Raw genomic sequence first — 24,027 nt, 5'->3', positions numbered from 1 at the left:
TTAGGTTTATAAGAAGTGAAAGCTGTCATTTAAAATTTTGAGTGGCTCTTTAATGATACCGATATATTTCTGAAGCGTAAGACTCCTAATAGTATCGCTGTTTATAACAAGGCGTATGATAAAATAATATTAATTTAAAAATAAATCATCCAATAAAAGGGAGATTAGTAATGACGAAAATAATTCCTAAGGTTTTAACAATTGCTGGTAGCGACGCAAGTGGTGGCGCTGGTATGGAAGCAGATTTGAAAACATTTGAAGAGTTTGGAACTTATGGTATGGTTGCGCTAACTTCAATTGTTACCATGAATCCAGATGCTGGATGGGCACATAACGTAACTGTTATGGATGCTGAATTAGTAAAAGCACAGTTGAAAACGACAGGTGCCGGCGGAGATATTGCTGCAATGAAAACAGGGATGCTTGGTAGTGTTGCAATTACAGAAGTAGCTCGTGAAAGCATTTTAGAAAAAGAGATTAAGAATGTTGTGATTGATCCTGTTATGGTTTGTAAAGGTGAAGATGAAGTATTAAATCCAGAAGCAGCTGATGCTATCCGTGATTTATTGATCCCAATTGCGACAGTCACAACGCCTAATTTGTTTGAAGCTGGTGTTTTATCTGGAATGGGAACTTTGAAATCACTTGACGACATGAAACAAGCAGCTATTAAGATTCATGAGTTAGGTGCAAAAAATGTCGTTGTTAAAGGCGGTAAAGCTCTTAAGGGTGAAAAGGCGCTTGATTTATTTTATGATGGAACTCAATTTGAGGTTTTAGAAACTGAAAAGATAACGCCTGCTTATAATCATGGAGCAGGATGTACATTTGCAGCGGCCATAACTGCGGGCCTTGCAAACGGATTGTCAGTTAAAGAAGCTGTCTATAAAGCAAAAGATTTTGTAACTGCTGGAATTAAATCAGGTTTTGCATTTAATGAATACGTAGGCCCTTTATATCACGCTGCTTACCGTTTAAATAAATAGGTACTAGAGACTCACTTTTATTTTGTATAAAAATGAGTCTTTTTTTGTTGACTTAGAGTGCACTTTAAAGAGTAATGTAAACATACTAATTAAATTGGAGGATAATGATATGTCAGTAGAAAATAAAGTTGTTGTTATTACAGGAGCATCAAGTGGTATTGGTGAAGCAACGGCCAGAATGTTAGCTGAAGGTGGGGCTAAAGTCGTTTTAGGTGCTCGTCGTGAAGCTAAGTTAGCAAAGATTGTTGAAGAAATTAAAAAGAATGGTGGTCAGGCAACATATGCCGTTACTGATGTCACTAAGGCAAGTGACGTTAAGAATTTAGTTACTTTAGCACAAGAAACTTTTGGTGGGATAGATGTTATATTCAATAATGCTGGAATCATGCCTAACTCGCCCTTATCGGCTTTAAAAACGGATGAATGGGATGATATGATTGATATCAATATCAAAGGTGTATTGAACGGAATTGCTGCAGTGTTGCCTATATTTATTGAACAAAAACATGGACATGTTATTACAACATCATCTGTTGCAGGCATTAAATCATTCCCAGATGCAGGTGTTTATGGCGCAACAAAATTTGCTGTCCGTAATTTAATGGAAGTTCTAAGGACAGAAAGTGCTATGGAAAAAACAAATATAAGAACATCAACCTTATATCCAGCAGCAATTAACACAGAATTATTAAATACTATTACGGATGAACAAACCCTTTCAGGGATGTCGTCATTTTATGAACAAGTTGGAATTGATCCGGTCGCAATTGCACGCGTGGTTAAGTTTGCCATTGATCAACCAGAAGAAGTTAATGTTAATGAATTTACGATTTATCCAACTGCTCAAGCTTAAATTTAAATAATAAAAAAATCTCGAGAATTTATTTTCTCGAGATTTTTTCATTTAGATGATAATACCTTCACAATGATCGACTTCGTGTTGAATGATTTGTGCCATCCAACCTGAAAACTTTTGGGTTTGTGGTTGAAATGATTTGTCTAAATAATCAACTGTAATGGAATCATATCGTTGTGCTGGACGTTCGCCAGTCAACGAAAGGCAACCTTCATTGACGTTGTAACGTCCAGATTTTTTTGTAATCTTAGGATTAATAAAGGGAACATTTAGATTACCAAATTGGCAAACGATAATTCGTTTATTCACACCAATCATATTGGCAGCCATTCCAACACAAACCTCTTTATTTGCTTCTAATGTATCTAATAAATCGGTTACGATTGAGCCATCATTTTTAGTTGCAATCTCAGCTTTTTGTGCGAGAAATATTTCATCGTGCATAATTGATTTTATCATTTTTCTCCTTTGATTTAAGTAGCATAATTAATAAAGAAATGTTGATGGATATCTAGTTAATGATTTTATCATGATTTAGAATATAATGTTATCCTCAAGTAGAAAATTATTATTTTAGGATTAATTAACGTCAATTTAATAGGTAAAAGATATTAAAAAAGTGAGTCATACTCTATTCTCAATATAGGGTATGATTCACTTTTTTAATTATTATTTATGTGACTCTTCTGTAAAAATAGCTTTAACAATATCATTAGCTGTGCGTAAACTAACATCATTTACAAAAGGTCTTGGACTTGCAGCTGTTAGCCAATGAACACCATCAGTCGGAACACCCCAGAAGTATAAACCAGGTTGCGGTGTCTTATGCTCATCTAGTAATAAATTGCTGACAGGGTCAACGTTGACTGCGCCATCTATAACAGAATCACCTTTAGTTGGATTTAAAATTAAAGGATTGGCGATTTTTGTATCGAGTAACTGTTTTATTAAAGGACTTGTTGCTGTTGTCGCATGAACAGCAGGAACGCGTGCTTCAATTAGAGTTGTTGCTAAGTAGCGTTGATCTGGTTGGTTTGCACTATATGTTTCAAATTGATGATCTTTAGTATCGACGACCATTCCAGGTTCTAATAGTGTAACAACATCAGCTTCAACGAGTGCCCGTAATTGTTCAACTCTAATGGTAGGAGGCCCGATTGTTAAAAAGTTATTTAATGAATTAAACCAGCCTAAGAAGTTAGTTAAATAGTCATCATCTGTTAAGAGACGGTTATCAATTAATTGTCTAACCGGAAGACGTAAGTCACGTAAAACCTCAAGAGCACTGGTCAATGGTCCGGTCTTAGTACCTAATTTTGCATCTACTGCATCTTTTTGTAAATGGTCTAACATAACGGCTTTGAAATCTTCATTAGGTTTTTTAGTCATTGGATTTCCTAGATGATCCCAATTAAAGCGATCTTCTTCAAGAATAATTGATCGCTCAACGGTTACTTTAGGATCTTTTAAGAAAGCTAATTGGAATTTTGTTAAATCGATTTTTGGATAATTCTGTGCGACAAGTAATGAATAATATTGATATTCAACGTCATGACTTAATAAGGTCCAAAATTCATTGAAAGAAACGGTACCATTTTCCATGAAAACTGCCATTTTAGCCGCCGTTAAAAAATGAGCTTGAGTTTCTTCGCCGGGTGATTTTTGATTATCCCCTTTGGCATGATAAGGCCATCCACGACGCGAACCTGCCACAATGTGAGGTTCGTTACCGTTTGCTTGATATTGTAGTTGCCCGTTCTCTAATCGCTTAAATAGACCACCACGGCCTACAGTCAAACGGGTCACTAAATCAAAGAAGCTAAGACCTAAGCCACGTAAAATAACAGTATCTTCGTGCGTGATATGATCTAGTTTTGTTTCATTTGGAAAGCCTGGTAAAACATAAGTTAACTTGTTTTCTGTAGCGAATGTATCAAATCTTTTTTGTCCGACAGATAATTCATTTTCAAGATTACCTAAAGACATTACGACATAGTCAACGATGCTAACTGAAGGTAAGGCGGTTGTGATTTCAAATTGATCAGCTTTTTTTGAAATTTGTGTAACCGTACTTTTATTCAAATTAATTGTGATATTGTTAGAGGCACGTTTAAGTAATTCAGCGTAGTACCATTGGATATAAACACCAAAAAGTGCTCTTGTTGCATAATCGTTTGGATGTAAATCTTTAATTTCAGTTAAAAAATCCGCTGAATAATTATTTATTTCGATAAAATCATGAGCATCAGATTGAGCCCATTCGAAAATGTTTGGTCCTGGGATAACTGGACCAATAGATTGGACGCTTGTTCCATAGAATAAACTAATTTGTTGAGCTGCGGTATTCATGATTAATTCGTGTGGTTGAGTTGGTGACCATACGCGCCCACCAACACCATATGGATCATATAAATCAATAGTAAGTGGTGAATTTGAAGGATCTGCTTGTTGCCAAGCAATGAGTCGTTCAAGTGTAATCAGACCTCGTGGTCCGGCACCAATAATGGCTAAATGCATAAAAGTAATCTCCCTTGTCTTATAAAAACTAATTTCATTATAAACTTTAAAACAGAAAAAATCGCTTGATAACGTCTTTAATAGTAAAAATTAATCGTATATTCTTGTTAACTTCTGATAATTTAGTATACTTAATTTGAAAGAATATTTTAAGTACAATCTGAAAGAAGGATTTGATGAAAAAACCAATGTCACTATTGGATAGGGTACTGTTCGCTGGATTAATATTTGCCGGCGGGGGATTTGATGCGTATACCTATATCGTACATGATGGTGTTTTCGCTGGTATGCAAACCGGAAATTTAATTATATTAGGTATTGATATGGGCCAAATGAAATGGGGGGCCATATTCGATCATCTGATTCCAATTTTTGCTTTTATGATTGGTATTATTATAACTAGAAATCTGCAACATCGATTTAAAGAAGAAGATTCAATTAATAAACGACAACGATTTGTTATCGGTATTGAGACGATCCTTTTAATTATTGTTGCATTTATTCCAAGAAATTGGCCAGCACAGTTATCTACAGGAATCATTTCAATGGTTGCAGCAGCTCAACTTCAAGAATTTAGACAAATCAACGGAGGACCTTTTACGTCATTTATGATGACGGGTAATTTGAGGACAATGGCTGAAAGTTTTTATGACGGAATTGTTAAAGGTAATATAATCGCAATGGCTAAAGGTTGGCGGATGTTGGGTGTCGTCTTAGCATTTCTTTTTGGCGCAATTTCTATGGGTGCTATGGTACCGATAATGGGAACTAAAACGATATTATTAGCTGCATTTTTCTTGTTATGTTCATTGATTGGGCTACAATTAAATCCAGAAAAAAGATTATAAAATAAAGGGGTTAAGACAATGACAGAAATTAAAAAGAATCCAAAAGTTGATTTACACTTAGAAAAAGCAACACAATGGAAAGAAGAAATGACACAGTTAAGAGAACTTGCACTCGAAACGGGACTGACTGAAGAATTTAAATGGGGCAAACCTTGTTATACACTAAATGGTAAAAATATTGTCTTAATTCAAGGATTTAAAGAGTATATGGCATTACTTTTCTTAAAAGGAACTCTGATTGATGATGGTAAGGGTATTTTAGTTCCAACGGGCGAACATACTGAGGTTGGTCGCCAAATTAGATTTCATAGCTTAAAAGATGTTACTGATTTAAAAGTAGAGATAAGTGATTACATTCAACAAGCAATTAATGCAGAAAAGGCTGGGTTAAAGGTTCCTAAGGGTAAACCAACTGAATTAGTGTTGCCAGTGGAATTCCAGAAAAAAATGAATGAAATGCCAGAATTGGAAGAATTTTTTGAAACGTTAACGCTTGGACGTCAAAAAACGTATGCACGTTATTTTGCAGATGCTAAAAAAACAGAAACGCGTGAGGCTAGAATTATTAAATATATTCCGAAAATTCTTGATGGTAAAGGACTTAACGATTAGACAGCAAAACAGCGACCAGATTTTATCTGATCGCTGTTTTTTTAATTATATTAATCTAATTTCTTTTTTAATTCTGTAACGATTTCAGCATGTTTAGCTTCAGTCAATTTAATTTTTGACATAAAGATAAGAGCAGCAACAATTATTAAGGCCATTGGAACGAAGAACATGTACATTCTGAATTGTAGTAAACCACTGTTTGTAATATCGCTTGGTTTAGCACTACCTGTCATACCAGCTTGGATTGCGGCAAAACCAACAACACCATTAGCGAAGGCACCAGCTAATTTATCCAACAAAGGACGAACTGCTAAAGTAACAGATTCATTACGTGTTCCACTCTTTAATTGACCGTATTCAACACTATCCGTAATTGTCATCAATGCTGCTAAGAAAACAAGTGGATATGGGAAGAAGAATAAGCCAACAGCAATTAAGACAACAACAAGGTTAGTACCAGCAAATAGGAAGAGAATGTAACCCAATAGCATGACAGCGATTCCGCCAAGGTAGATAGCACGACGATGAACCAATGCAACTAAAGTTGGGAACAATGAAACTGAAATAATTCCTAAGACTGCTGTTAGAACACCAACAGTAGTAAATGCAGCTGCACTACCTAAAACATAATTGAAGTAGTAAATCAAAAGTGAATTTGTAATAACATAACTAAAAGCGAAAAGGAAATATGATAATGATAACCACATTAACTGATCATTTTTACCGATAACTTTGAAAACATCACGGAAACGAACTTTTTCAGTATTTTCACGAATTGCATTTTTTTCAATCTTAGTTCCTAAAATAGTTGCTAAAGCACCTAAGAATGAAACCAAACCGATAACAATAGCAAAACCTAACCAACCTGCTTTTGTTTGTGTATTACCAGTTGTACCTGAGAACATTTTTGAAAAGAAGACAACGATTGGGACGATAACGATAATAACACCTTGAGCACCTAATGTTGAACCAAAACGAGCAATTGTTCCAAATTTAGTCCGTTTTTCTGATTCGACACTTAGAGCTGGTAACATTGACCAGAATGAAATATCTTTAAATGAATAGAAACTATCTAGAATGATATAAACAATGGCAAAAAGAATTAAGTAAAGATAAGGATTGCTTGTAGCTAAACCACCAAAATCAGTGAAAATAAGGATTAATCCAATTGAACTGACAATTGAACCGATTAGTAACCATGGTTTAAAGTTCCCCCAACGAGTACGAGTATTATCAATAACGCCACCAATTAAAGGATCAAAAAAGATCTCAACAATTCGAATAACAACCATCATAGTTGTGACGTAACCAATCATTTTAGCGTTGAAACCAGCATCCTTTGTAACGAATAATTGACTTGTAATAAAAATCATAAAATAAGTGCTAAGTGTTGCATAAAAGGCATCATGTCCAAATGCACCAAAGGCATATGAAGCATATTGTTTAAAATCTTTAGAATTTTTCATTAGTTTAATTCCTTTCGAGTGTAGTTAAAATTAGTTATATCTGTGTTCGATAATCTTATCTAAAATTGCTTGACGTTGTTTTTCTTTAGCAGAACCTAATTGGTTTTCTTCTAAAGAATTAAAATCATTAACTAACAAAACTGATTCAAGGTATAACGTCAATTGACGTTTAATATATATCTTGTTATCTTCATTTGTTTGCTTAGGATTTCCGGCAATAATTGCAGCTGCAAATCGTTCGGCATCAATCGTTAATTTATTTGTATCCATTCTAATGACCTCTTCCTATATAATAGATTTTTGGTAAAAGAAATTGTTATTCATAATAGCAAAACATAAAAATAATAAACGTGAAAACGCATTCTTTTAGTTAACAACTACATTTTACTAAACTTTTACTAAAATGTAAACGTTTTATTTTAGATGTATATTATTTAGACTAAAGTAACTTTTTAGTACCCTTACGTATTTATTGTAGAAAGAATTTATATGAGTTTAGAATCTAATAAATAAAAGTTATGCTTAATTGATATAATTAGAAAGCAAGTCATATCGGTCACGATAATTTTATACAGCGAAGTAGTGTGTCGCTAATAATCTATAACTTTAAAGTGAAATATGATTACTTTAGAAGGGGGGAATTAAAAAACATGATTAATGGTAGGTACCAATGTTGAAAATACAAATGATTTAATAATAGTTAATATAAAAATAACTATTGACAAAGAGTTTTAAAAATAATATATTATGTATGTGGTAGTAACCACTTGGGGGAAAAGTAATGTTAAACGGTAATTATGAGCGTCCACTCTATGATCAATTAGTAGATACGCTAAAAGAAGAAATTGAAAAGAATCTAAAGGTGAATGATAAATTACCGTCTGAACGTGATTTATCTATTGCTTACGATATGAGTCGTACGACTGTCCGAACAGCACTAAATGAGTTAGAACTAATGGGTTATGTATATCGCCAACATGGTAAAGGAACATTTGTGTCGAATATCGCTAAAATTAAGACTGATTTAGGGGGAACGTTTAGTTTTACAGAACAAATGGTTTCCCTTGATAAAGAACCGAGTAGTAAAATAATTAGCTTTGATGTTATTAGTGCTAATGAGTTTATTGCTCAAGGTTTAAAAGTTGAAGTTGGTACCAAGGTAATTAAATTAAAACGATTAAGACTTGCATCAGATGAACCAATGATGTTAGAGAGAACTTACTTACCGTATGCTAAATTTCCCTCTTTAACTGTGGAGACATTAAATAAGCAAGCGATGTATGTCATTTTTTTAGATGATTATAACCAGATTGTAAAAACGGCTGATGAATCTTTAACAGCAGGTGTTATGGCAGGCAATGATGCAACTTTATTAAATTTTTATGAAGGTGCACCTGTTCTTAAATTAGAGCGAACGACGTATAACACAAAAAATGAAGTAATTGAATTTACGTTGAGTATTGCGAGGGGTGATAAATTTACTTATCATATTCGACACAATAAATAAGGGAGGATAATTATATGATTGGTATGGTAGTAGCTGGACATGGGAACTTTGCAACTGGAATGGGATCAAATATTGAACTTATTGCCGGACAACAAGAAAATTTTATTCTTTGTGATTTTATACAAGGAATGACCGCGGAAGATTTAAGCGGCGACTATATGAAAGCGCTTAACAAATTAAACGGCTTAGATGGAATAGTTTTCTTTACTGATATTCCTGGAGGAACACCATTTAATGAAGCAGTTAAAATAAAATTACTGCATAATAATGTAAGCGTTTTAACAGGATCGAATATACCGATGTTATTAGATATGTTATTTAACCGGGATTTGAACATGAGCGCGTTTATGGAGAAAGCACTGGATGCTGGTAAAAAAGGTATTATGCAATTTGAAACAAAAAAAAGAGTAGAAATAGATGATAATGGCATCTAAAGGAGAGCTTAATATGTTTGAGAAGAATGAAAAAGAGTTGGAAATAATGGGCGCAAATATTACAACAGGTGAAATTAAACAACAACCTGAACTTTGGACTGAGGCATTTAATAATTTTAGTGAAAAGTCAGACGAAATAAAGACATTTTTAAAATCAGTTAAATCTACCTCGAACGGGTTGATTCGGGTCATTTTTACAGGAGCAGGAACATCCGCTTATGTTGGTGATACTGTAACACCATACTTAAGTAACCACGGGGATCGTGCAAATTATCAGTTTGAAAGTATTCCAACAACCGATATCGTATCTGCACCATATGATTATTTAGTACCAGATGCTACGACTATTTTAGTTTCGTTTGCTAGGAGTGGTAATAGTCCTGAAAGTGTTGCCGCTGTTGAAATTTCAAGAAAAATAATTAAAAATTTATATCAAATTACAATTACTTGTGCTCCGGAAGGGAAACTTGCTGTTGGTACAAAAGATGACGAACGTAATTTGTTATTGATGATGCCTGCGCTGTCTAATGATAAGGGATTTGCAATGACTGGATCATACAGTTGTATGTCACTCTCAGCGTTATTAATTTTTGATACAACACGTAAGGATATTAAAGAAAAATATGTTGAGACTATTATTGCAATGGGTCATGAAGTGATTAAACGTGAAGCTGAAATAAAAGCTGTTATTGATATGGAATTTGATCGGGTTGTCTATCTTGGGTCCGGAAGTTTATCGGGATTAACAAGAGAGGCACAGTTGAAAATTCTTGAACTAACGGCAGGTAAGCTAACAACAATGTTTGATTCTTCAATGGGGTTCCGACATGGACCTAAATCGTTCGTCAACGAGAAAACATTAGTTTTTGTATTTGTTAACAATCAAGAATATACACGTCAATACGATATTGATATTTTAGAAGAAGTGAGTGGAGATAAAATTGCCGCTAAAGTAATTGGGATTGATATTGAGGGACAGAATAACTTTAGTGGTGATCGTTTCACATTTGAATCAGGAGATGCCCTTTTACCAGAAGGATATCTGGCTCTTGCTGATGTTATGTATGCGCAAACTATTTCATTATTAAGTTCAGTAAAAGTGGGAAACACACCAGATACACCTTCACCAAGCGGTACCGTAAATCGTGTAGTTAAAGGTGTAACTTTACATGCCTATAAATAAAAATTTCAAGGAGGAATTTATTATGACAACACCAAACATTTTACTTGCAAGAATTGATAACAGACTTGTTCATGGACAGGTTGGTATGACATGGGTTAATACGATTGACGCTAATCTAGTTGTAGTTGCGAATGATGAGGTTTCTAAAGATGATGTACAGCAAAGTTTAATGGAGATGGTTATTCCTGAAACTGTTGGAATCCGCTTTTTCGATATTAAAAAAACGATTCGTATTATTGGTAAAGCCTCGGATAAACAAAAAATATTATTAGTTGTTCGTACGCCAGAAGACATGGCTAAAATTATTGAAGGAGGTGTCCCAATTAAGAAAGTAAATATTGGTAATTTACATTTTTCAGAAGGGAAGAAACAATTATCGGCAACTATCTCAGTCGATGATACCGATGTTCAAGCATTCAATAAAATGCATGATTTGGGTGTTGAACTAGAGGTTCAAGGTATTCCGAATGAAAAGGCATCAGATATGATGCGCTTACTGAAAGAATATTAAAAACGTAAATATAATAATAAAAAGGAGGAAATTTATATGTTAGTACAAGCGTTATTAATTGGACTATGGGCTGGTATTGCCGGTATCGATATGTATAGTGGTTTAACACATATTCATAGACCAATCGTTACTGGTGCAGTAGTTGGTCTAATATTAGGAGATTTTCAAACCGGCTTAATTGTTGGTGGTACATTAGAATTAGTTTGGGCTGGAATGGTTCCACTTGCTGGAGCACAGCCACCTAATGTTGTTATTGGTGGAATTATGGGAACCGCATTTGCAATTATTGCTCATCAAACACCAACATTAGCAGTTGGTATTGCCGTACCATTTGCAGTTGCCGTACAAGGTTTAGTTACATTACTATTTACAGCTTACTCACCAGTTATGCATAAAATGGATGAATACGCGATGGAAGGTAATGATAAGAAAATTGATCGATTGAACTACATGGGTCCGCTAATCTTGTTTGTTTTCTACTTCATTATGGCGTTCTTACCAATCTTCCTCGGTGCAAGTAAAGCGCAAGGAATGGTTGAAGCCGTTCCTGCATGGATCTTAACAGGATTAAGTACGGCCGGTGGTATTATGCCAGCTGTTGGATTTGCCATGTTGTTAAAAATTATGTGGAAGACAGCGTACGCACCATTCTTCGCAATTGGATTTGTTGTTGCAGCATATGGTAACTTACCAATCTTAGGAGTCGCAATCATTGGTATTTCAATCGCTGCTTATGATTTCTTTATTGGTGGAGCAAAATCTGATAATGGTGGAAAAAAAGTAGCAACCGTAACAGTTAATGAAGAGGAGGACTATAGTGATGGCATCTAAAAAGAAATTTGATCGCAATGATGTTGTGATCCCAGATACTTATAACGATCCTACTGTTGAAAAGGTAATTACAAAAAAAGATTTAAACAAAATGGTTTGGCGTTCACTACTTTTACAGGCTTCATTTAATTATGAACGTATGCAAGGTGGTGGGTGGACTTATAGTTTAATTCCTGGATTGAAAAAAATTCATAAAGATAAAGAAGATTTCTCATATGCAATGCTTGATCATTTACAATTTTTTAATACACATCCATTTTTAGTAACATTTGTTCAAGGTGTTATTTTAGCAATGGAAGAAAATAAAGAAAATAGATCAACTATTCGTGGTATCAAAGTAGCAATGATGGGACCTTTAGGTGGTATTGGGGATGCGATGTTCTGGTTAACGTTGCTACCTATTACAGCCGGAGTTGGGGTTTCATTATCAATGAATGGAAATCCACTTGGACCGATCTTATTCCTTGTTGTCTTTAATGCAGTGCATTTTGGGTTACTATTCTGGTTAATGAATTATGGGTATAGAACTGGTACTCGTGCTATTTCGAGTATGAAGGAAAATACAAAAAAAATATCACGTGCTGCGTCGATAGTTGGATTAACTGTTGTTGGAGCCTTGGTTGCAACATACGTTAACTTTAAATTTGGTGTTGTGATTCATGCTGGGAAAATTGATATTGATTTACAAAAAGGTGTTATTGATAAAGTGATGCCGGCATTATTACCGCTTCTTTATACATTCTTCTGTTACTGGATGTTGAAAAAAGGTAAATCTCCATTGATGTTGATTGGGCTCACAGTAGTTGTTGGCTTAGTAGGTGCATTCTTCAAGTTATTCTAGAAGAGGCCTGCGGAACTAGACTATGGATAATGGGCTAGTTTCTTTTTAACAAAAATAATATAGGAGGCATTACTGGTGGAAATATATTATATTCATGCAGATAAGTTTTTCTTGAAAAACACGGTTGAAAATGAAGGGTACTTGGCAATTATTGATGGTAAATTTGGTGATTATCAACAAGAAAAACCTGATGGTGATATCAAAGAATATACGGGTAAATGGATTGCACCAGGGCTTGTAGATACACATGTCCATGGTTTAAAGGGATATGATGTGATGGATAACGATTTTGAGGGCGCAAAAATGATGTCTGAAGGTTTATTAGAATGTGGCGTTACTTCATTTCTGCCGACAACATTGACGGCAGCTCCAGAAACGTTGAACGAAGTTATTTCTGACTTTGGTAAGCGTCATGGTGAAGTACGTGGTGCAAAAATACAGGGTATCTTTTTTGAGGGTCCATTTTTTACTGAAAAACACAAAGGTGCGCAAAATCCTAAATACTTTTTAGATCCAAGTATAGATATTTTTGAGCATTGGCAAAAATTAGCGCATGGACTTATTCGAAAAATTGCGATTGCACCTGAGCGAAAGGGTGTTAAAGAATTTACTGAGGCCTTAACTAAACAAGGGGTCAAAGTAGCATTGGGGCATAGTGATGCTACGTTTGATCAAGCTAAATCTGCAGTAGAATCTGGTGCATCTATTTTCGTTCATACGTATAACGGAATGAGCCCACTTAATCATAGAGAGCCAGGGATGGTTGGCGCAGCAATGTCATTAAGTAGTGTCTATGATGAACTAATTTGTGATGGTCAACATGTTAATCCGGCATCTGCTAAAATTTTAATTAACGTTAAAGGAGCAGACCACATTGTATTAGTAACTGATTGTATGCGTGCTGGTGCAATGCCTGATGGAAATTATACATTAGGTGAGTTCCCAGTTGTTGTTAAAGATGGCGCCGCAAGGTTAGAGTCAGGAAGTTTAGCTGGTAGTGTCTTAAAATTAATGGAAGCAGTTAAAAATGTTGTTGATTGGAATATTTCTACTCCTGAAGAAGCAATCCAAATGGCTAGTTATGTGCCCGCTAGAAGCGTTGGAATTGATGATAAGTGCGGAAGTATTGCGGCAGGTAGAGATGCTGACTTCATTGTTTTAGATCATGATTTAAATTTTGAGGAAACATATTTAAATGGTACTTTAAAATATAAAAAATGATATTAACTGATTCTTTATTAAGAGCTAGTCGGAGTAAACGGTATTTATGATTGTTAAGTTATTTTTAATTGGTATGTAAAAAATGAAATTTTAAAAACCTTTTCATATTCTTCAAAGATAGAATTATAAGTGGATGAGAGAAGTAAAAAAATAATAAAGGACGGAATAAAAATGACACCAAATAAATTGGCAGGACTTAAAGCACTTTCAAATGAAAAAGGCGTAATTGCAGCATTAGCAATTGATCAACGAGGATCTTTAAAAAAAATGTTGGCAGCAGCAGCAAATAAGCCAGCAAATGAAGAAGATATCGTTGAATTTAAAAAAGTAATTTCATCAGAATTAACACCATACGCTTCAGCAATATTACTTGATCCAGAATATGGTCTTCCAGCAGCAAAGGTCCGTAATGCAAGTACTGGATTACTAGTTGCATACGAAAAAACGGGTTATGATGTTACTACCCCAGGTCGCTTACCTGACTTATTACCAGATTGGTCAGTTCGTCGTCTTAAAGAAGAGGGCGCTGACGCTATTAAATTCTTACTTTATTATGATATAGACGAAAATGCTGAGATTAATAATATGAAACATGCATATATGGAGCGTCTTGGTTCAGAATGTGCTGCAGAAGATATGCCATTATTTTTAGAATTGGTTTCTTATGATGCAACTAATGACGATGTTAAAGGTTCAGAGTATGCTAAAGTAAAACCTCATAAAGTTATTGAAATGATGAAAGAATTTTCTAAACCTGAATATAAAGTAGATGTACTTAAAGTAGAAGTGCCAGTCAATATGGATTATGTGGAAGGGTTTAACGACGATAATGAGGTGGTATATTCTAAGACAGAAGCATTAGATATATTTAAAGAACAAAGTGATGCAACCAAATTACCATTTATTTTCTTAAGTGGTGGTGTATCGGCACAATTATTCCAAGATACTTTAGTATTTGCTCATGAAGCAAAATCAACATTTAATGGTGTACTTTGTGGACGTGCAACATGGAGCAAAGGTATCGAACCATTTGCTAAAGATGGTGAAGAAAAAGGTAAAGAATGGATGAACACAGTTGGTAAAAAGAATATTGAAGATTTAAATGTCGTTCTTGAAAGTACTGCTACATCGTGGTTTGATAAGGTATTAAAATAGTAAAATAAAGAGGCTAAACGTCATGTTTAGCCTCTTTATTTTTAATGATTTAGTAATGAAAAAAAGTAGAAGTGAAATAAATTTATTTGCTAGCTTTCTTTGTTCGAATTGCATAAGAATCTAAAAGTATACGGCTCATTACCTGTAATGGTAAACGAGATTTAACTTCAAATTCAGGGAAATATGAAATTTCAGATTTAAATCCGATAAACACGGAATCTGAATATTTAATAAGTGGACTTAATTTGTTGGTTGTTAATACAATAATATCGGCTCCATTTTTATACGTATTTTTAGCACCTTCAAGGAGTTCTGCAGTAGTTCCGTTCAATGAAATAATAATTAAAATATTATTATATGTAATCCTGTGACTAATTTGTTTAATAATATTGGGATCCGTAAAACTGACACAATTTTTATTTAATAATTCAAATTTTGTTAGCATTTCAATTGCAATTAATTCAGAAAAACCCCTTGAGAAAATGTATATTTTTTTTGAACGTTTAATTTTTTGAACTGTTTTTTCTATGGTATTAACGTCAAGCATACGTAGTGTGTTATTAAGTTCATGTTCATTCTTCATAATGACTTGTTGGATATCGTGATCCATATTCTGAATATTCTTATATTTTTTTTCTTTTTCTTTAGTAATTATAGATTGTTTAAAATCCATATAACCGCTGTAGCCTTTTTTTTTGAGCGTTCGTACGACTGTAGCGGTTGATACATGAGCTAAATCGCTAAGGTTGGTTATTGTTAATATCGGAATATCTTCTAGGTTATCTTGAATGACTTGCCAAAGAATCTTTTCGGAGTTACTAAGAGACATTACTGGTCACCTCACCTTGATTGTTTGTTTATTTTCAATTGTAGCATACAAAATCATATATTGAAAACCTTTTCATTTCTGTCAGATGTAGTATTGGTAGGTAGAAGAAAGGGGTAAAAATTATGATATATACATGTACATTGAATCCAGCTATTGATCTTTTTATCCAAACCGATGAAATGAAAAAAAATATTGTTAATAGAACGGAAAATTATGAAATACAAGCGAATGGTAAAGGAGTTAATGTTAGTTTTATTCTAAAAAAGAAAGGCGTAGAAAGTACTGCTATTGGAGTTGGTGGAGGATTTACTAATGCGTATATTGAGTCTGAGTTGGCAAGGTGCAATATAAAAACTGATTTTGTACATATCGATGCTAATACACGAATTAATGTTTTTACAAGAGTAATTCAGCAAGATACGGAGTATAAATTAGTAAATAAAGGTCCACATGTTAGTGATGATGAAATAAATCAGTTCATGGATAAGATTCAAAATTTAGATGAAAAGGATACATTAGTTGTATCTGGTAGTTTATCTGACGGAATCTCTGAAGAAATTTTAATTAGTATCGCAAAGCAGGCGCAGGAAAAAGGATATAAGCTAGTTTTGGATACTAGTTATCAAACCGTACTGGATACATTGAAATATAATCCTTATATTTTAAAACCAAATGATGAAGAATTAATGAGTTGGTTTGGCGTAGAACATAAACTATCTCAACATGAATTGATAACTTATTCAAAAGAATTAATTAAATTGGGTGCACAAAATATTTTATTATCATTGGGTGGCGGTGGTGCAATGTTTATAAATAAAGAGGTTGTGTTATATGGAACTGTCCCTAAAGGAACCGTTGTTAACACGGCTGGGGCCGGCGACACCATGTTGGGAACTTTTTTAGCAGGGGTAGCGATAGGGGACAAAAAAATAGAAGAAGTATTTAGAGAAAGTATAGCAGCCGCGAGTTCAACGGCATTTTCAAAAGGGTTAACAGATTTTTCGAATGTAAAAGAGCTGACTAAGCAGGTAAAAATATCTAATATTAAGGAGGAATTAAGATGACAAAATATAAAATAATTGCAGCTACTGGATGTCCAACAGGAATTGCGCATACATACATGGCGCAAGAGGCCTTAGAACAAGCCGCTAAAAAAAGAGGTATATCAATTAAAGTTGAAACTCATGGTCAAAGTGGTATAGAAAATGCGTTTTCACAACAAGAAATTGATGATGCTGATGGTGTAATAATTGCGTCAGATAAAGATGTAGATATTGATCGATTCGATGGTAAAAAAATGATAAATGTGTCAGTTACGAAAGGTATGAAAGAGGCAGATGTATTAATTGATCAAATATTGACAGATGATAATTTACCTACCTATCATCGAAAAGGAGCAAAAATTTCATCGAATGAAGAAACAGTAAATTTATCTGGCTCATTTTGGCACAAAATGTATGTGTACGTGATGAATGGAGTGTCACATATGTTACCAATAGTAGTTGCTGGGGGAGTGTTAACAGCCGTATCATTTTTTTGGGGAATTAATTCAGCAGACATAAAAAGCCCTCAATATAACGATATAGCACATTTATTGAACACTATTGGCGGATTTGCAATGAATCTTATGGTTCCAATTCTATGTGCCTATATAGCTGAGGCTATTGGTAAAAGACCTGGATTGATAGTTGGATTTGTAACGGGAATGATAGCATATACAAATGGAACGGGATTTTTAGGTGGAATAATTGGTGGATTTTTAGCAGGGTATACGATTTTAATATTACAGTTCTTATTAAAAAAACTACCTAAATCATTAGATGGACTGAAAGCCATTTTTATTTTACCTGTAATTGGAGTATTTTTATCAGGCTCTATTATTTGGTATCTATCAGTTCCAATGGCAACAATTAATGAAGGAATGATGACGTTTTTAAAGGGTTTAGAAAATTCAAGTCCCATTCTATTAGGATTAGTTGTTGGAATTATGTGTGCTTCAGATATGGGTGGGCCAATTAATAAAGCAGCATATTTAACCGGAACAGCTCTTTTAGCACAGGGAAATTATTTCTTTATGGCAGGAGTTTCTGCAGCGTGTATTGCGCCACCATTGGCAACAGGGTTTGCTGTACTGTTCAACAAAAAAGCATACTCAGATAAAGAGCGCAGCGCAGGTTACGTTAACTTTTTATTAGGATCAACTCATATTACAGAAGGTGCAATTCCATTTGCGGCAAAGAATCCGCTACTAAATATTCCTGCATTTATGGTTGGTTCTTCGATTGCTGCGATTTTAACCTATGTAACTAGAATTAGTGTACCGGCTCCACATGGTGGATTTATTGTATTACCGTTAGTGAATAAACCATTACTGTGGGTATTATGGATTATTATTGGATCACTTGTATCTGCTGTCTTACTAGCCGCTATTGCTGGTCGCCAAGCTAAAAAAAATAATAGTTTAGTGATGAATGTAGGTAGTAATACCAACTTTGAACAAGAGCAAGATAATGATATAAAAATGAATGAAAATGAATTCGATAATATATTGAAAAGAAAAAACATTGAATTGAACGTAGCCGTTTCTGATAAAGAAGAACTCTTACATTTTTTAGCAAATTTTGCTAAAAAATTAGGATATACGAATAATGAAAGTTATATTTTAAATAAGTATAAGATTCGTGAGTCTGAGGGAACGACAGGGATGGAAAAAGGCATTGCGATACCTCATGCACAGGATGAATCGATTAATAAATCAGCAATGCTAATTGTTAAATTACGTGAGCCTATTGAATGGGAAACATTTGATAATCAGCCAGTAGATACAGTTATCTCATTTCTAATTCCAGAAAAAGATGATGGAAAGCATTTACAGTATTTATCAAATACATCGAAATTACTTGTCCATGACTCATTTGTGGAAGAATTAAAAAAATCGAATACAGTTGATGATATATACAACCTATTTAAAGAAAATATTAATAAGTAGATAAAATTGAGCTACAAAGCTACGTATATACTAAAAAAGTACAAGTGTTTAATGATAAGCGAAAATTCATTCTAAGTAAACAAGTTCAAATTTTGTTGACTATTAGAATGGATTTTTTTAGTTCGCCTTTTATTTAGCTAGTCCATAGCTAGTATCAATATAAGAATAAACAGTGTCTAAATTATTTTGGCCATTTAATAAAATTGAAACCCAGTGTTTTTTATTCATATGGTACCCTGGAAAAATTTGATTTTTGTCTATTTTATTGATGAGCAGGTCAGGATCCATTCGAATATTAAGTATTTCAACTAATTTCTCGGAATCCAAGCCTATTTTAGTTGCTGGAATTTTCATTAAAGCGGCATACCATTTTTTAGAATCTGATCGACGTAAAACAGCGTCATTTGGAAACTGTTTCCAGAGGAATTCTAGATTGGTCTGATAATGTTCTTGTACATAATTAATGATAGATTGTGAATCAGCAGTTTGGAATACTGGAGTAGTTTCAAAACAACTAGCAACAATTAAATCCAGTTGTTCAATCACTGATTTTCTGATTGAACTGACAAATGATCCTGTTGCAGACTGATTTTTATAAAGTGTATATTCTTCTTTAGTTAGAGCATCAATAATAGTAGTATTAATTTTTTCAGAGGGGGAAATTGAGACGGTTAGTATAAATTGATTATTAAGAATTGAAACTTGATAATTATAGATTTCTTCTGCTGTTTTTGTAAAACCATATGGAATCAATGAATCTACCTTTAGTTTCAAATGACTAAATGAATTATAAGCAAAAAAGTCTGTTAGCATAGTGCATCTCCTTTTATAAATTATATAAACAATTAACAGTAGCATACCTTATATTTCTAATTTTAGACTTTAAAGGACTAATTATATAGTATAAAATAGAAAAATTAATATAGACTATTTTATCTAGGAATAAATTGAGTTAAACTGTACTATTATGATTCATTTAACTAGGAGATTTAATCATGCAAAAGACGTTGATTGCGGCAATTATTGTTATTAATTTTATATTTATCTGTTATTTTATGCGTGATTTAATGAGACATAAATCAGACTTCATGAAAGAACCGGCCAGTTCAGTATGGACACCAATATCGCAGATTGTTATTTTTTTCTTTTCTACTTTTGGAATTTCAGATTTTGCCATATCAACAGCAATATACCAGAAAGCTAATTGGGTTTCTATGAAAAAATTACCAGGTACGTTAAATGCGCAAGATGTTATTCCAATATTTGTCATGTCGCTGGCGTATATTACAAGTATCAATGTTGGTACTAAGACGTTACTAGTCTGTATTATTTGCCAAGTGCTGGGTGCTTATATTGGTCCGAGATTTGTTGTTAGATTACCTGAAAATAGTATTAGATCATTTGTTATCGTTGGATTACTTGTTGCAACCGCGTTAATCATCGCTGGTAAATTAGGCCTAATCACTGCTAGTGGGACCGCTACCGAACTATTTGGCTGGAAATTAGTTGTAACAGGATTTTTATTATTTATTTATGGCGCATTAAATAATATTGGAATAGGCTCATTTTCATTAACAATGGCAACTGTCTATGCGATGGGAATGGATCCGATTGCTGCATTTCCAATTATGATGGGGGGATGTGCATTTTCTTTACCAATAGGAAGTATGCAATTTATAAAACTCAATCAATATTCTAGAAAAATAACCTTATTTTCTGTTTTTGGTATTATAGGTGTTTTAGTTGCGGTACTTTTAGTTAAGAATATTAATACAAGTGTGATTCAATGGATTGTTATTGTAGTATTATTGTATTCTGCATACAGCCTATATATAGGTAATAAAGAAGCTAAACTAATCAGAGATAAAAATAAATAAGCAAGCATATTTTAATTGAAAATGGCTAATCTGATATATACTTATAAAAAGTAAGCATATTAGTGGAGGTAGCAAAAATGAAAAGTATAGAAAAAGAAACAACGGTAAGTGAATTAATGGATAAAATTAAAGATGGAAAGTATATCCTATTTTTTTCTGCAACATGGTGCCCAGATTGTGCTTTTATTAAACCTGAAATGCCTAATATTGAATCAGAATATACTGAATACACATTCTTAGCTGTCGATCGAGATGAAAATATGGACTTAGCTGTTGAGTTAAGTGTCTTCGGTATTCCAAGTTTTATTGCATATGAAAATGGTAAAGAAACAGGACGTTTAGTTAATAAAAATCGTAAAACGAAACAAGAAGTAGAAACATTTATTAATAGTATTCCTGCGTAATTAAAAAGATTAGTTAGTATGAATAATCTGCTTTGAATTAAAAATACCCATCGAGTAAACAAGGTTTTACAGTAACTTGTTTACTCGATGGGTATTTTTAATTATTTATTTTTATCAAACACTAAGTGCGTTTATCAGAGCATCTGCTGAATGTTCAATACTTTCTTTTGTTAACGATTGATCAAAAAGAAGATAACCAAGTACAATACCACCTATAGTTGACCAAATAACCTTAAGAATTTCGAGATTATCCCAACTGACAATTAGTTTTTTTTCTTTTAGTGTATCAATAGTTGAATTGAGTGCCGTCCAGTATGGGGCGGGAATATTTTCTAATAACTGTTTAACAACCGATTTATCATAAAGTAGTTCAGAAATGAAAATTTTAAGAACTTTAGCATTTTCTTGCAAAAAAATAATTCTATTTTTTAACAAAGGACGAATTAATGAATCCAAAGTTAAATTTGAATGATCAATGGACTCGTCTAATAAGTCGTGCATTGCAGAAGGTAAGATGGATTTAATGACAGGGGCAATAATGGCGTTAAGTAAGCCTTGTTTATTGTTATATTTACTAAAAATATTACCTTCAGCCACGCCAGCTTTTTTTGCAATTTCTTTTGTACTTGTATTTGCATAGCCTTTTTCTGAGAATAATTCAATTGCGGCGATTAAAATTTGTTTTTGTTTATCTGTTATATCTCTAAATAAATCCGAGTTGGCATATAATTTTAATTCAGAATTTTTAATAATATTCACCATCCTATTTATAGCCCTATTATGACACAATTGATAGCGATGACAAAAGACAAACTTATTATTTTGATAGTTTATATTTAAAAGTTAGGGTTGACTAAACTTGTGGATAGGTTATAATCGTATTTGTAATTGATTGAGTGCTCACTCAAAAAGAAAAGAGGAATATGATTATGTTTAAAAATAAATTTTTAGGTTTCGCCATTTTAGTTTCGGTATTACTTACATTTATTATGGTGGTGATGCAAATCCCATCTGTAAAATCAGAGCTCAAAGATGTACCTGTTGCCATTGTTAATGAAGATAGTGGTAAGCAAGGTAACAAAATCGTTGAAAATCTAACTAGAAGCAAAAATAAGGCGTTAGATTGGCATATCGTTAAGAGTGATAAGGCACTTAAGAGTGCAATGGATAAACAACATTATTATGCGGCTATTGTAATTCCAAAAGATTTCTCGGCATCAATTGGAAAATTAGCTGATCCAACAACAAAAGATGTTACAAATGTAACTGTTGTAACAAATGAAGCAAAAAATGCTACATTGTCAACGACTTTAGGTTCGACACTATCAACAATAGTTACAAAAATTGGTGGTGGTATTTCAGCCGGAATTTTAACAAATATGGCAAAAGCCAATATGAGTGTCCCCGCTGTGACTGCATTGAAGTTAAATAACCCAATCACTGTAAAAACAACCGTTAGACATTCAACCGCTGGATTAACATCAGCGAATAGTTCGTTCTTCCAACCCGTCTGGATTGCAAGCATGGTTATTAGTTTATTATTATTCTACGCTGGAGATTCAAGAGAATTTAAATCAATGAAACACAAGTTTTCATTTAAATCATCATTCATTATCTCAGCTGTAGCACTTGCAATTTTAACTGGATTTGCAACAGCTACGTATGCGACATGGATTTTAGGATTTGATTTTACACATTTTATAACAATTGCATCGTTCTTATCATTTACAAGTTTTGCTTTTATAATGTTATTCTCAGGGGTATTGACATGGATTGGTTTCCCAGGGGTAATTATATTTGTCCTCTTACTATTTTTCTCAATTCCTTTATTGGCAATGGCACAACCATTAGTACCTCAATTCTACCAAGATTGGGTTCTTCCATGGTTACCAATGCGTTTCTTGTATGATGGTGCTCGCAGCATTCTTTATTATGGAGCATCTTTCTGGAACAGTTCTACAATGGGCCTAACTTATGTCTTAGCAATCGGTAGTGTCTTGTTTTTTGCCGAAGGATTATCACCCAAACATCGTAAAGTTGAAAAAGAAATTAACGATAAAATTAAAGAGATGGAAGTTAAATAGAATTCTTTAAATGAATCTTGAAATAAATTAAAAACCTCAGGGTAATCACCTTTTTAAGTGATTGCCCTGAGGTTTTTAATTTATTAATTATGGTTTTATTTTTGTCCACTTTGAATAAAAAAGTTAGCATGTTTATAGTTATAAATAGTTTGAGAAAGATCAAAAGGTTCACCGCTTACTGTATAAAAAAGTTCATCAATATAGAGTCCAGGCGAATTTTCTGGTAGTTCTAAAAGGGTTGATTCTGTCTTTTTAAGGGTGTCTGTACGTAAATATTTATCGGAGAAACCTATTTTTAATTTTAAAACTTCTTTCAAGTAATTAAAAATAGACTCACTGATTATTTCGCGATTAAGATAAGGAACAAGTTTTTTTCGATAGTAGGATCTCTCAATACAGAGAACTTGATTATCGATGTAACGAATTCTTTTTATTAAATAAACTTCCTCACCCGGAGCACAATTTAATTCCCTGGCTACATCAGCATTGGGTAGTTCAACTTTTAAATCAATCACTTTTGTAGATAATTTACTGTTTTCTAAATCTTTTGTAAAGCCCATGTTCGTCATTAGAGCGATGTAACCGTCTCTTTTTTGACGACGAACAAAAATTCCGCTACCTTGTACTTGATAAATAATACCCTTATCTTCTAAAGTTGTGAGAGCTTTAACGAGTGTCGTCTTACTGACGGCATATTTGGCAATAAGTTCATTTAGACTAGGGAGTTGCGTCCCTTGATTCAAATTTTTATTTTTAATTGCAAGCTCAATTTGATCAGCAATTTCTTGATACTTTAACATTTCATGCCTCCATTAAAATAATGTATCCTTTATTGTATAACATTGTTCCCGCCTTGTACATCTAGATGAAAAGGGT

General features: G+C 33.4%; 25 protein-coding genes. 17 read left to right on the top strand and 8 right to left on the bottom strand.

Features of this window, described 5'->3' with window-relative positions:
• Positions 1-170 precede the first annotated feature (170 nt).
• Together thiD and AC1RPH_RS01185 are read left to right on the top strand one after the other, a co-directional pair.
• Complete coding sequence (gene thiD, locus AC1RPH_RS01190) at positions 171-986, top strand: bifunctional hydroxymethylpyrimidine kinase/phosphomethylpyrimidine kinase (RefSeq protein WP_481761043.1); 816 nt, start codon at positions 171-173, stop codon at positions 984-986.
• A 109-nt stretch (positions 987-1,095) separates the two neighbouring features.
• A complete protein-coding gene (locus AC1RPH_RS01185; RefSeq protein ID WP_481761042.1) occupies positions 1,096-1,839 on the top strand; it encodes an SDR family oxidoreductase in 744 nt (247 codons plus the stop codon).
• A 51-nt stretch (positions 1,840-1,890) separates the two neighbouring features.
• On the opposite strand, the gene AC1RPH_RS01180 is transcribed toward AC1RPH_RS01185, so the two are convergent.
• Both AC1RPH_RS01180 and AC1RPH_RS01175 read right to left on the bottom strand, forming a co-directional pair.
• A complete protein-coding gene (locus tag AC1RPH_RS01180) occupies positions 1,891-2,301 on the bottom strand; it encodes a peptide deformylase (RefSeq protein ID WP_481761041.1) in 411 nt (136 codons plus the stop codon).
• 210 nt (positions 2,302-2,511) lie between these two features.
• Positions 2,512-4,359 (bottom strand): FAD/NAD(P)-binding protein, encoded by a 1,848-nt coding sequence (locus AC1RPH_RS01175; RefSeq protein WP_481761040.1) that lies wholly within the window; start codon positions 4,357-4,359, stop codon positions 2,512-2,514.
• Positions 4,360-4,535: 176 nt separating this feature from the next.
• On the opposite strand from AC1RPH_RS01175, the gene AC1RPH_RS01170 reads away from it, so the two are divergent.
• Complete coding sequence (locus AC1RPH_RS01170) at positions 4,536-5,207, top strand: YoaK family protein (RefSeq protein WP_481761039.1); 672 nt, start codon at positions 4,536-4,538, stop codon at positions 5,205-5,207.
• 18 nt (positions 5,208-5,225) lie between these two features.
• Positions 5,226-5,819 (top strand): YdeI/OmpD-associated family protein, encoded by a 594-nt coding sequence (locus tag AC1RPH_RS01165; protein WP_481761038.1) that lies wholly within the window; start codon positions 5,226-5,228, stop codon positions 5,817-5,819.
• A 50-nt stretch (positions 5,820-5,869) separates the two neighbouring features.
• Here AC1RPH_RS01165 and AC1RPH_RS01160 read toward each other — a convergent pair whose 3' ends face one another.
• Together AC1RPH_RS01160 and AC1RPH_RS01155 are read right to left on the bottom strand one after the other, a co-directional pair.
• A complete protein-coding gene (locus AC1RPH_RS01160) occupies positions 5,870-7,285 on the bottom strand; it encodes a glycoside-pentoside-hexuronide (GPH):cation symporter (protein ID WP_481761037.1) in 1,416 nt (471 codons plus the stop codon).
• 30 nt (positions 7,286-7,315) lie between these two features.
• On the bottom strand, positions 7,316-7,555 hold the full coding sequence (locus AC1RPH_RS01155; RefSeq protein WP_409021786.1) for a hypothetical protein: 240 nt from the start codon (positions 7,553-7,555) through the stop codon (positions 7,316-7,318).
• 511 nt (positions 7,556-8,066) lie between these two features.
• Between AC1RPH_RS01155 and AC1RPH_RS01150 the strand changes: the two genes are divergently transcribed.
• The 8 genes from AC1RPH_RS01150 (at position 8,067) to lacD (ending at position 14,968) form a co-directional block, all read left to right on the top strand.
• Positions 8,067-8,792: a GntR family transcriptional regulator gene (locus AC1RPH_RS01150; protein WP_481761036.1), complete on the top strand. Its 726-nt coding sequence runs from the start codon at positions 8,067-8,069 to the stop codon at positions 8,790-8,792.
• A 14-nt stretch (positions 8,793-8,806) separates the two neighbouring features.
• Positions 8,807-9,226 carry a PTS galactosamine/N-acetylgalactosamine transporter subunit IIA gene (agaF, locus tag AC1RPH_RS01145; protein ID WP_481761035.1) on the top strand — a complete coding sequence of 140 codons (420 nt, stop codon included), beginning with the start codon at positions 8,807-8,809 and terminating at the stop codon, positions 9,224-9,226.
• 13 nt (positions 9,227-9,239) lie between these two features.
• Entirely contained in the window at positions 9,240-10,409 is a 1,170-nt protein-coding gene (locus AC1RPH_RS01140) for an AgaS family sugar isomerase (protein ID WP_481761034.1), read from the top strand.
• Positions 10,410-10,431: 22 nt separating this feature from the next.
• Positions 10,432-10,920: a PTS N-acetylgalactosamine transporter subunit IIB gene (agaV, locus tag AC1RPH_RS01135; protein WP_481761033.1), complete on the top strand. Its 489-nt coding sequence runs from the start codon at positions 10,432-10,434 to the stop codon at positions 10,918-10,920.
• Positions 10,921-10,956: 36 nt separating this feature from the next.
• A complete protein-coding gene (gene agaW / locus AC1RPH_RS01130) occupies positions 10,957-11,751 on the top strand; it encodes a PTS N-acetylgalactosamine transporter subunit IIC (RefSeq protein WP_481761032.1) in 795 nt (264 codons plus the stop codon).
• On the top strand, positions 11,741-12,592 hold the full coding sequence (locus AC1RPH_RS01125; RefSeq protein WP_481761031.1) for a PTS system mannose/fructose/sorbose family transporter subunit IID: 852 nt from the start codon (positions 11,741-11,743) through the stop codon (positions 12,590-12,592). The genes agaW and AC1RPH_RS01125 overlap by 11 nt, the downstream gene beginning before the upstream one ends.
• 75 nt (positions 12,593-12,667) lie before the next feature.
• Positions 12,668-13,813, top strand: coding sequence for an N-acetylglucosamine-6-phosphate deacetylase (nagA, locus tag AC1RPH_RS01120; protein ID WP_481761030.1), 1,146 nt, complete (start codon positions 12,668-12,670; stop codon positions 13,811-13,813).
• Positions 13,814-13,984: 171 nt separating this feature from the next.
• The gene (gene lacD, locus AC1RPH_RS01115) at positions 13,985-14,968 is read left to right on the top strand and encodes a tagatose-bisphosphate aldolase (RefSeq protein ID WP_481761029.1); all 984 of its coding nucleotides are present in this window, start codon (positions 13,985-13,987) and stop codon (positions 14,966-14,968) included.
• 82 nt (positions 14,969-15,050) lie between these two features.
• Here lacD and AC1RPH_RS01110 read toward each other — a convergent pair whose 3' ends face one another.
• Positions 15,051-15,797 (bottom strand): MurR/RpiR family transcriptional regulator, encoded by a 747-nt coding sequence (locus AC1RPH_RS01110; RefSeq protein WP_481761028.1) that lies wholly within the window; start codon positions 15,795-15,797, stop codon positions 15,051-15,053.
• 122 nt (positions 15,798-15,919) lie between these two features.
• On the opposite strand from AC1RPH_RS01110, the gene pfkB reads away from it, so the two are divergent.
• Entirely contained in the window at positions 15,920-16,861 is a 942-nt protein-coding gene (gene pfkB / locus AC1RPH_RS01105) for a 1-phosphofructokinase (protein ID WP_481761027.1), read from the top strand.
• Positions 16,858-18,786, top strand: a complete 1,929-nt coding sequence (locus AC1RPH_RS01100; protein ID WP_481761026.1) for a fructose-specific PTS transporter subunit EIIC — start codon at positions 16,858-16,860, stop codon at positions 18,784-18,786. Before pfkB ends, AC1RPH_RS01100 begins: the two co-directional genes overlap by 4 nt.
• Before the next feature lie 129 nt (positions 18,787-18,915).
• On the opposite strand, the gene AC1RPH_RS01095 is transcribed toward AC1RPH_RS01100, so the two are convergent.
• Positions 18,916-19,599, bottom strand: a complete 684-nt coding sequence (locus AC1RPH_RS01095; RefSeq protein WP_481761025.1) for an MmcQ/YjbR family DNA-binding protein — start codon at positions 19,597-19,599, stop codon at positions 18,916-18,918.
• Positions 19,600-19,781: 182 nt separating this feature from the next.
• Here AC1RPH_RS01095 and AC1RPH_RS01090 point away from each other — a divergent pair, with 182 nt between their 5' ends.
• Both AC1RPH_RS01090 and AC1RPH_RS01085 read left to right on the top strand, forming a co-directional pair.
• Complete coding sequence (locus tag AC1RPH_RS01090) at positions 19,782-20,663, top strand: sulfite exporter TauE/SafE family protein (protein ID WP_481761024.1); 882 nt, start codon at positions 19,782-19,784, stop codon at positions 20,661-20,663.
• A 77-nt stretch (positions 20,664-20,740) separates the two neighbouring features.
• Positions 20,741-21,067, top strand: a complete 327-nt coding sequence (locus AC1RPH_RS01085) for a thioredoxin family protein (RefSeq protein ID WP_481761023.1) — start codon at positions 20,741-20,743, stop codon at positions 21,065-21,067.
• A gap of 114 nt (positions 21,068-21,181) precedes the next feature.
• On the opposite strand, the gene AC1RPH_RS01080 is transcribed toward AC1RPH_RS01085, so the two are convergent.
• A complete protein-coding gene (locus AC1RPH_RS01080; RefSeq protein WP_481761022.1) occupies positions 21,182-21,829 on the bottom strand; it encodes a TetR/AcrR family transcriptional regulator in 648 nt (215 codons plus the stop codon).
• A gap of 167 nt (positions 21,830-21,996) precedes the next feature.
• Between AC1RPH_RS01080 and AC1RPH_RS01075 the strand changes: the two genes are divergently transcribed.
• Positions 21,997-23,151: a YhgE/Pip domain-containing protein gene (locus AC1RPH_RS01075; RefSeq protein WP_481761021.1), complete on the top strand. Its 1,155-nt coding sequence runs from the start codon at positions 21,997-21,999 to the stop codon at positions 23,149-23,151.
• 95 nt (positions 23,152-23,246) lie between these two features.
• On the opposite strand, the gene AC1RPH_RS01070 is transcribed toward AC1RPH_RS01075, so the two are convergent.
• Positions 23,247-23,951, bottom strand: coding sequence for a GntR family transcriptional regulator (locus AC1RPH_RS01070; protein WP_481761020.1), 705 nt, complete (start codon positions 23,949-23,951; stop codon positions 23,247-23,249).
• Positions 23,952-24,027: the final 76 nt, after the last annotated feature.

The sequence above is a fragment of the Dellaglioa sp. CoH-57-MRSF-16 genome, assembly GCF_056782055.1.
This window is presented reverse-complemented; position numbering and strand designations above follow the sequence as displayed.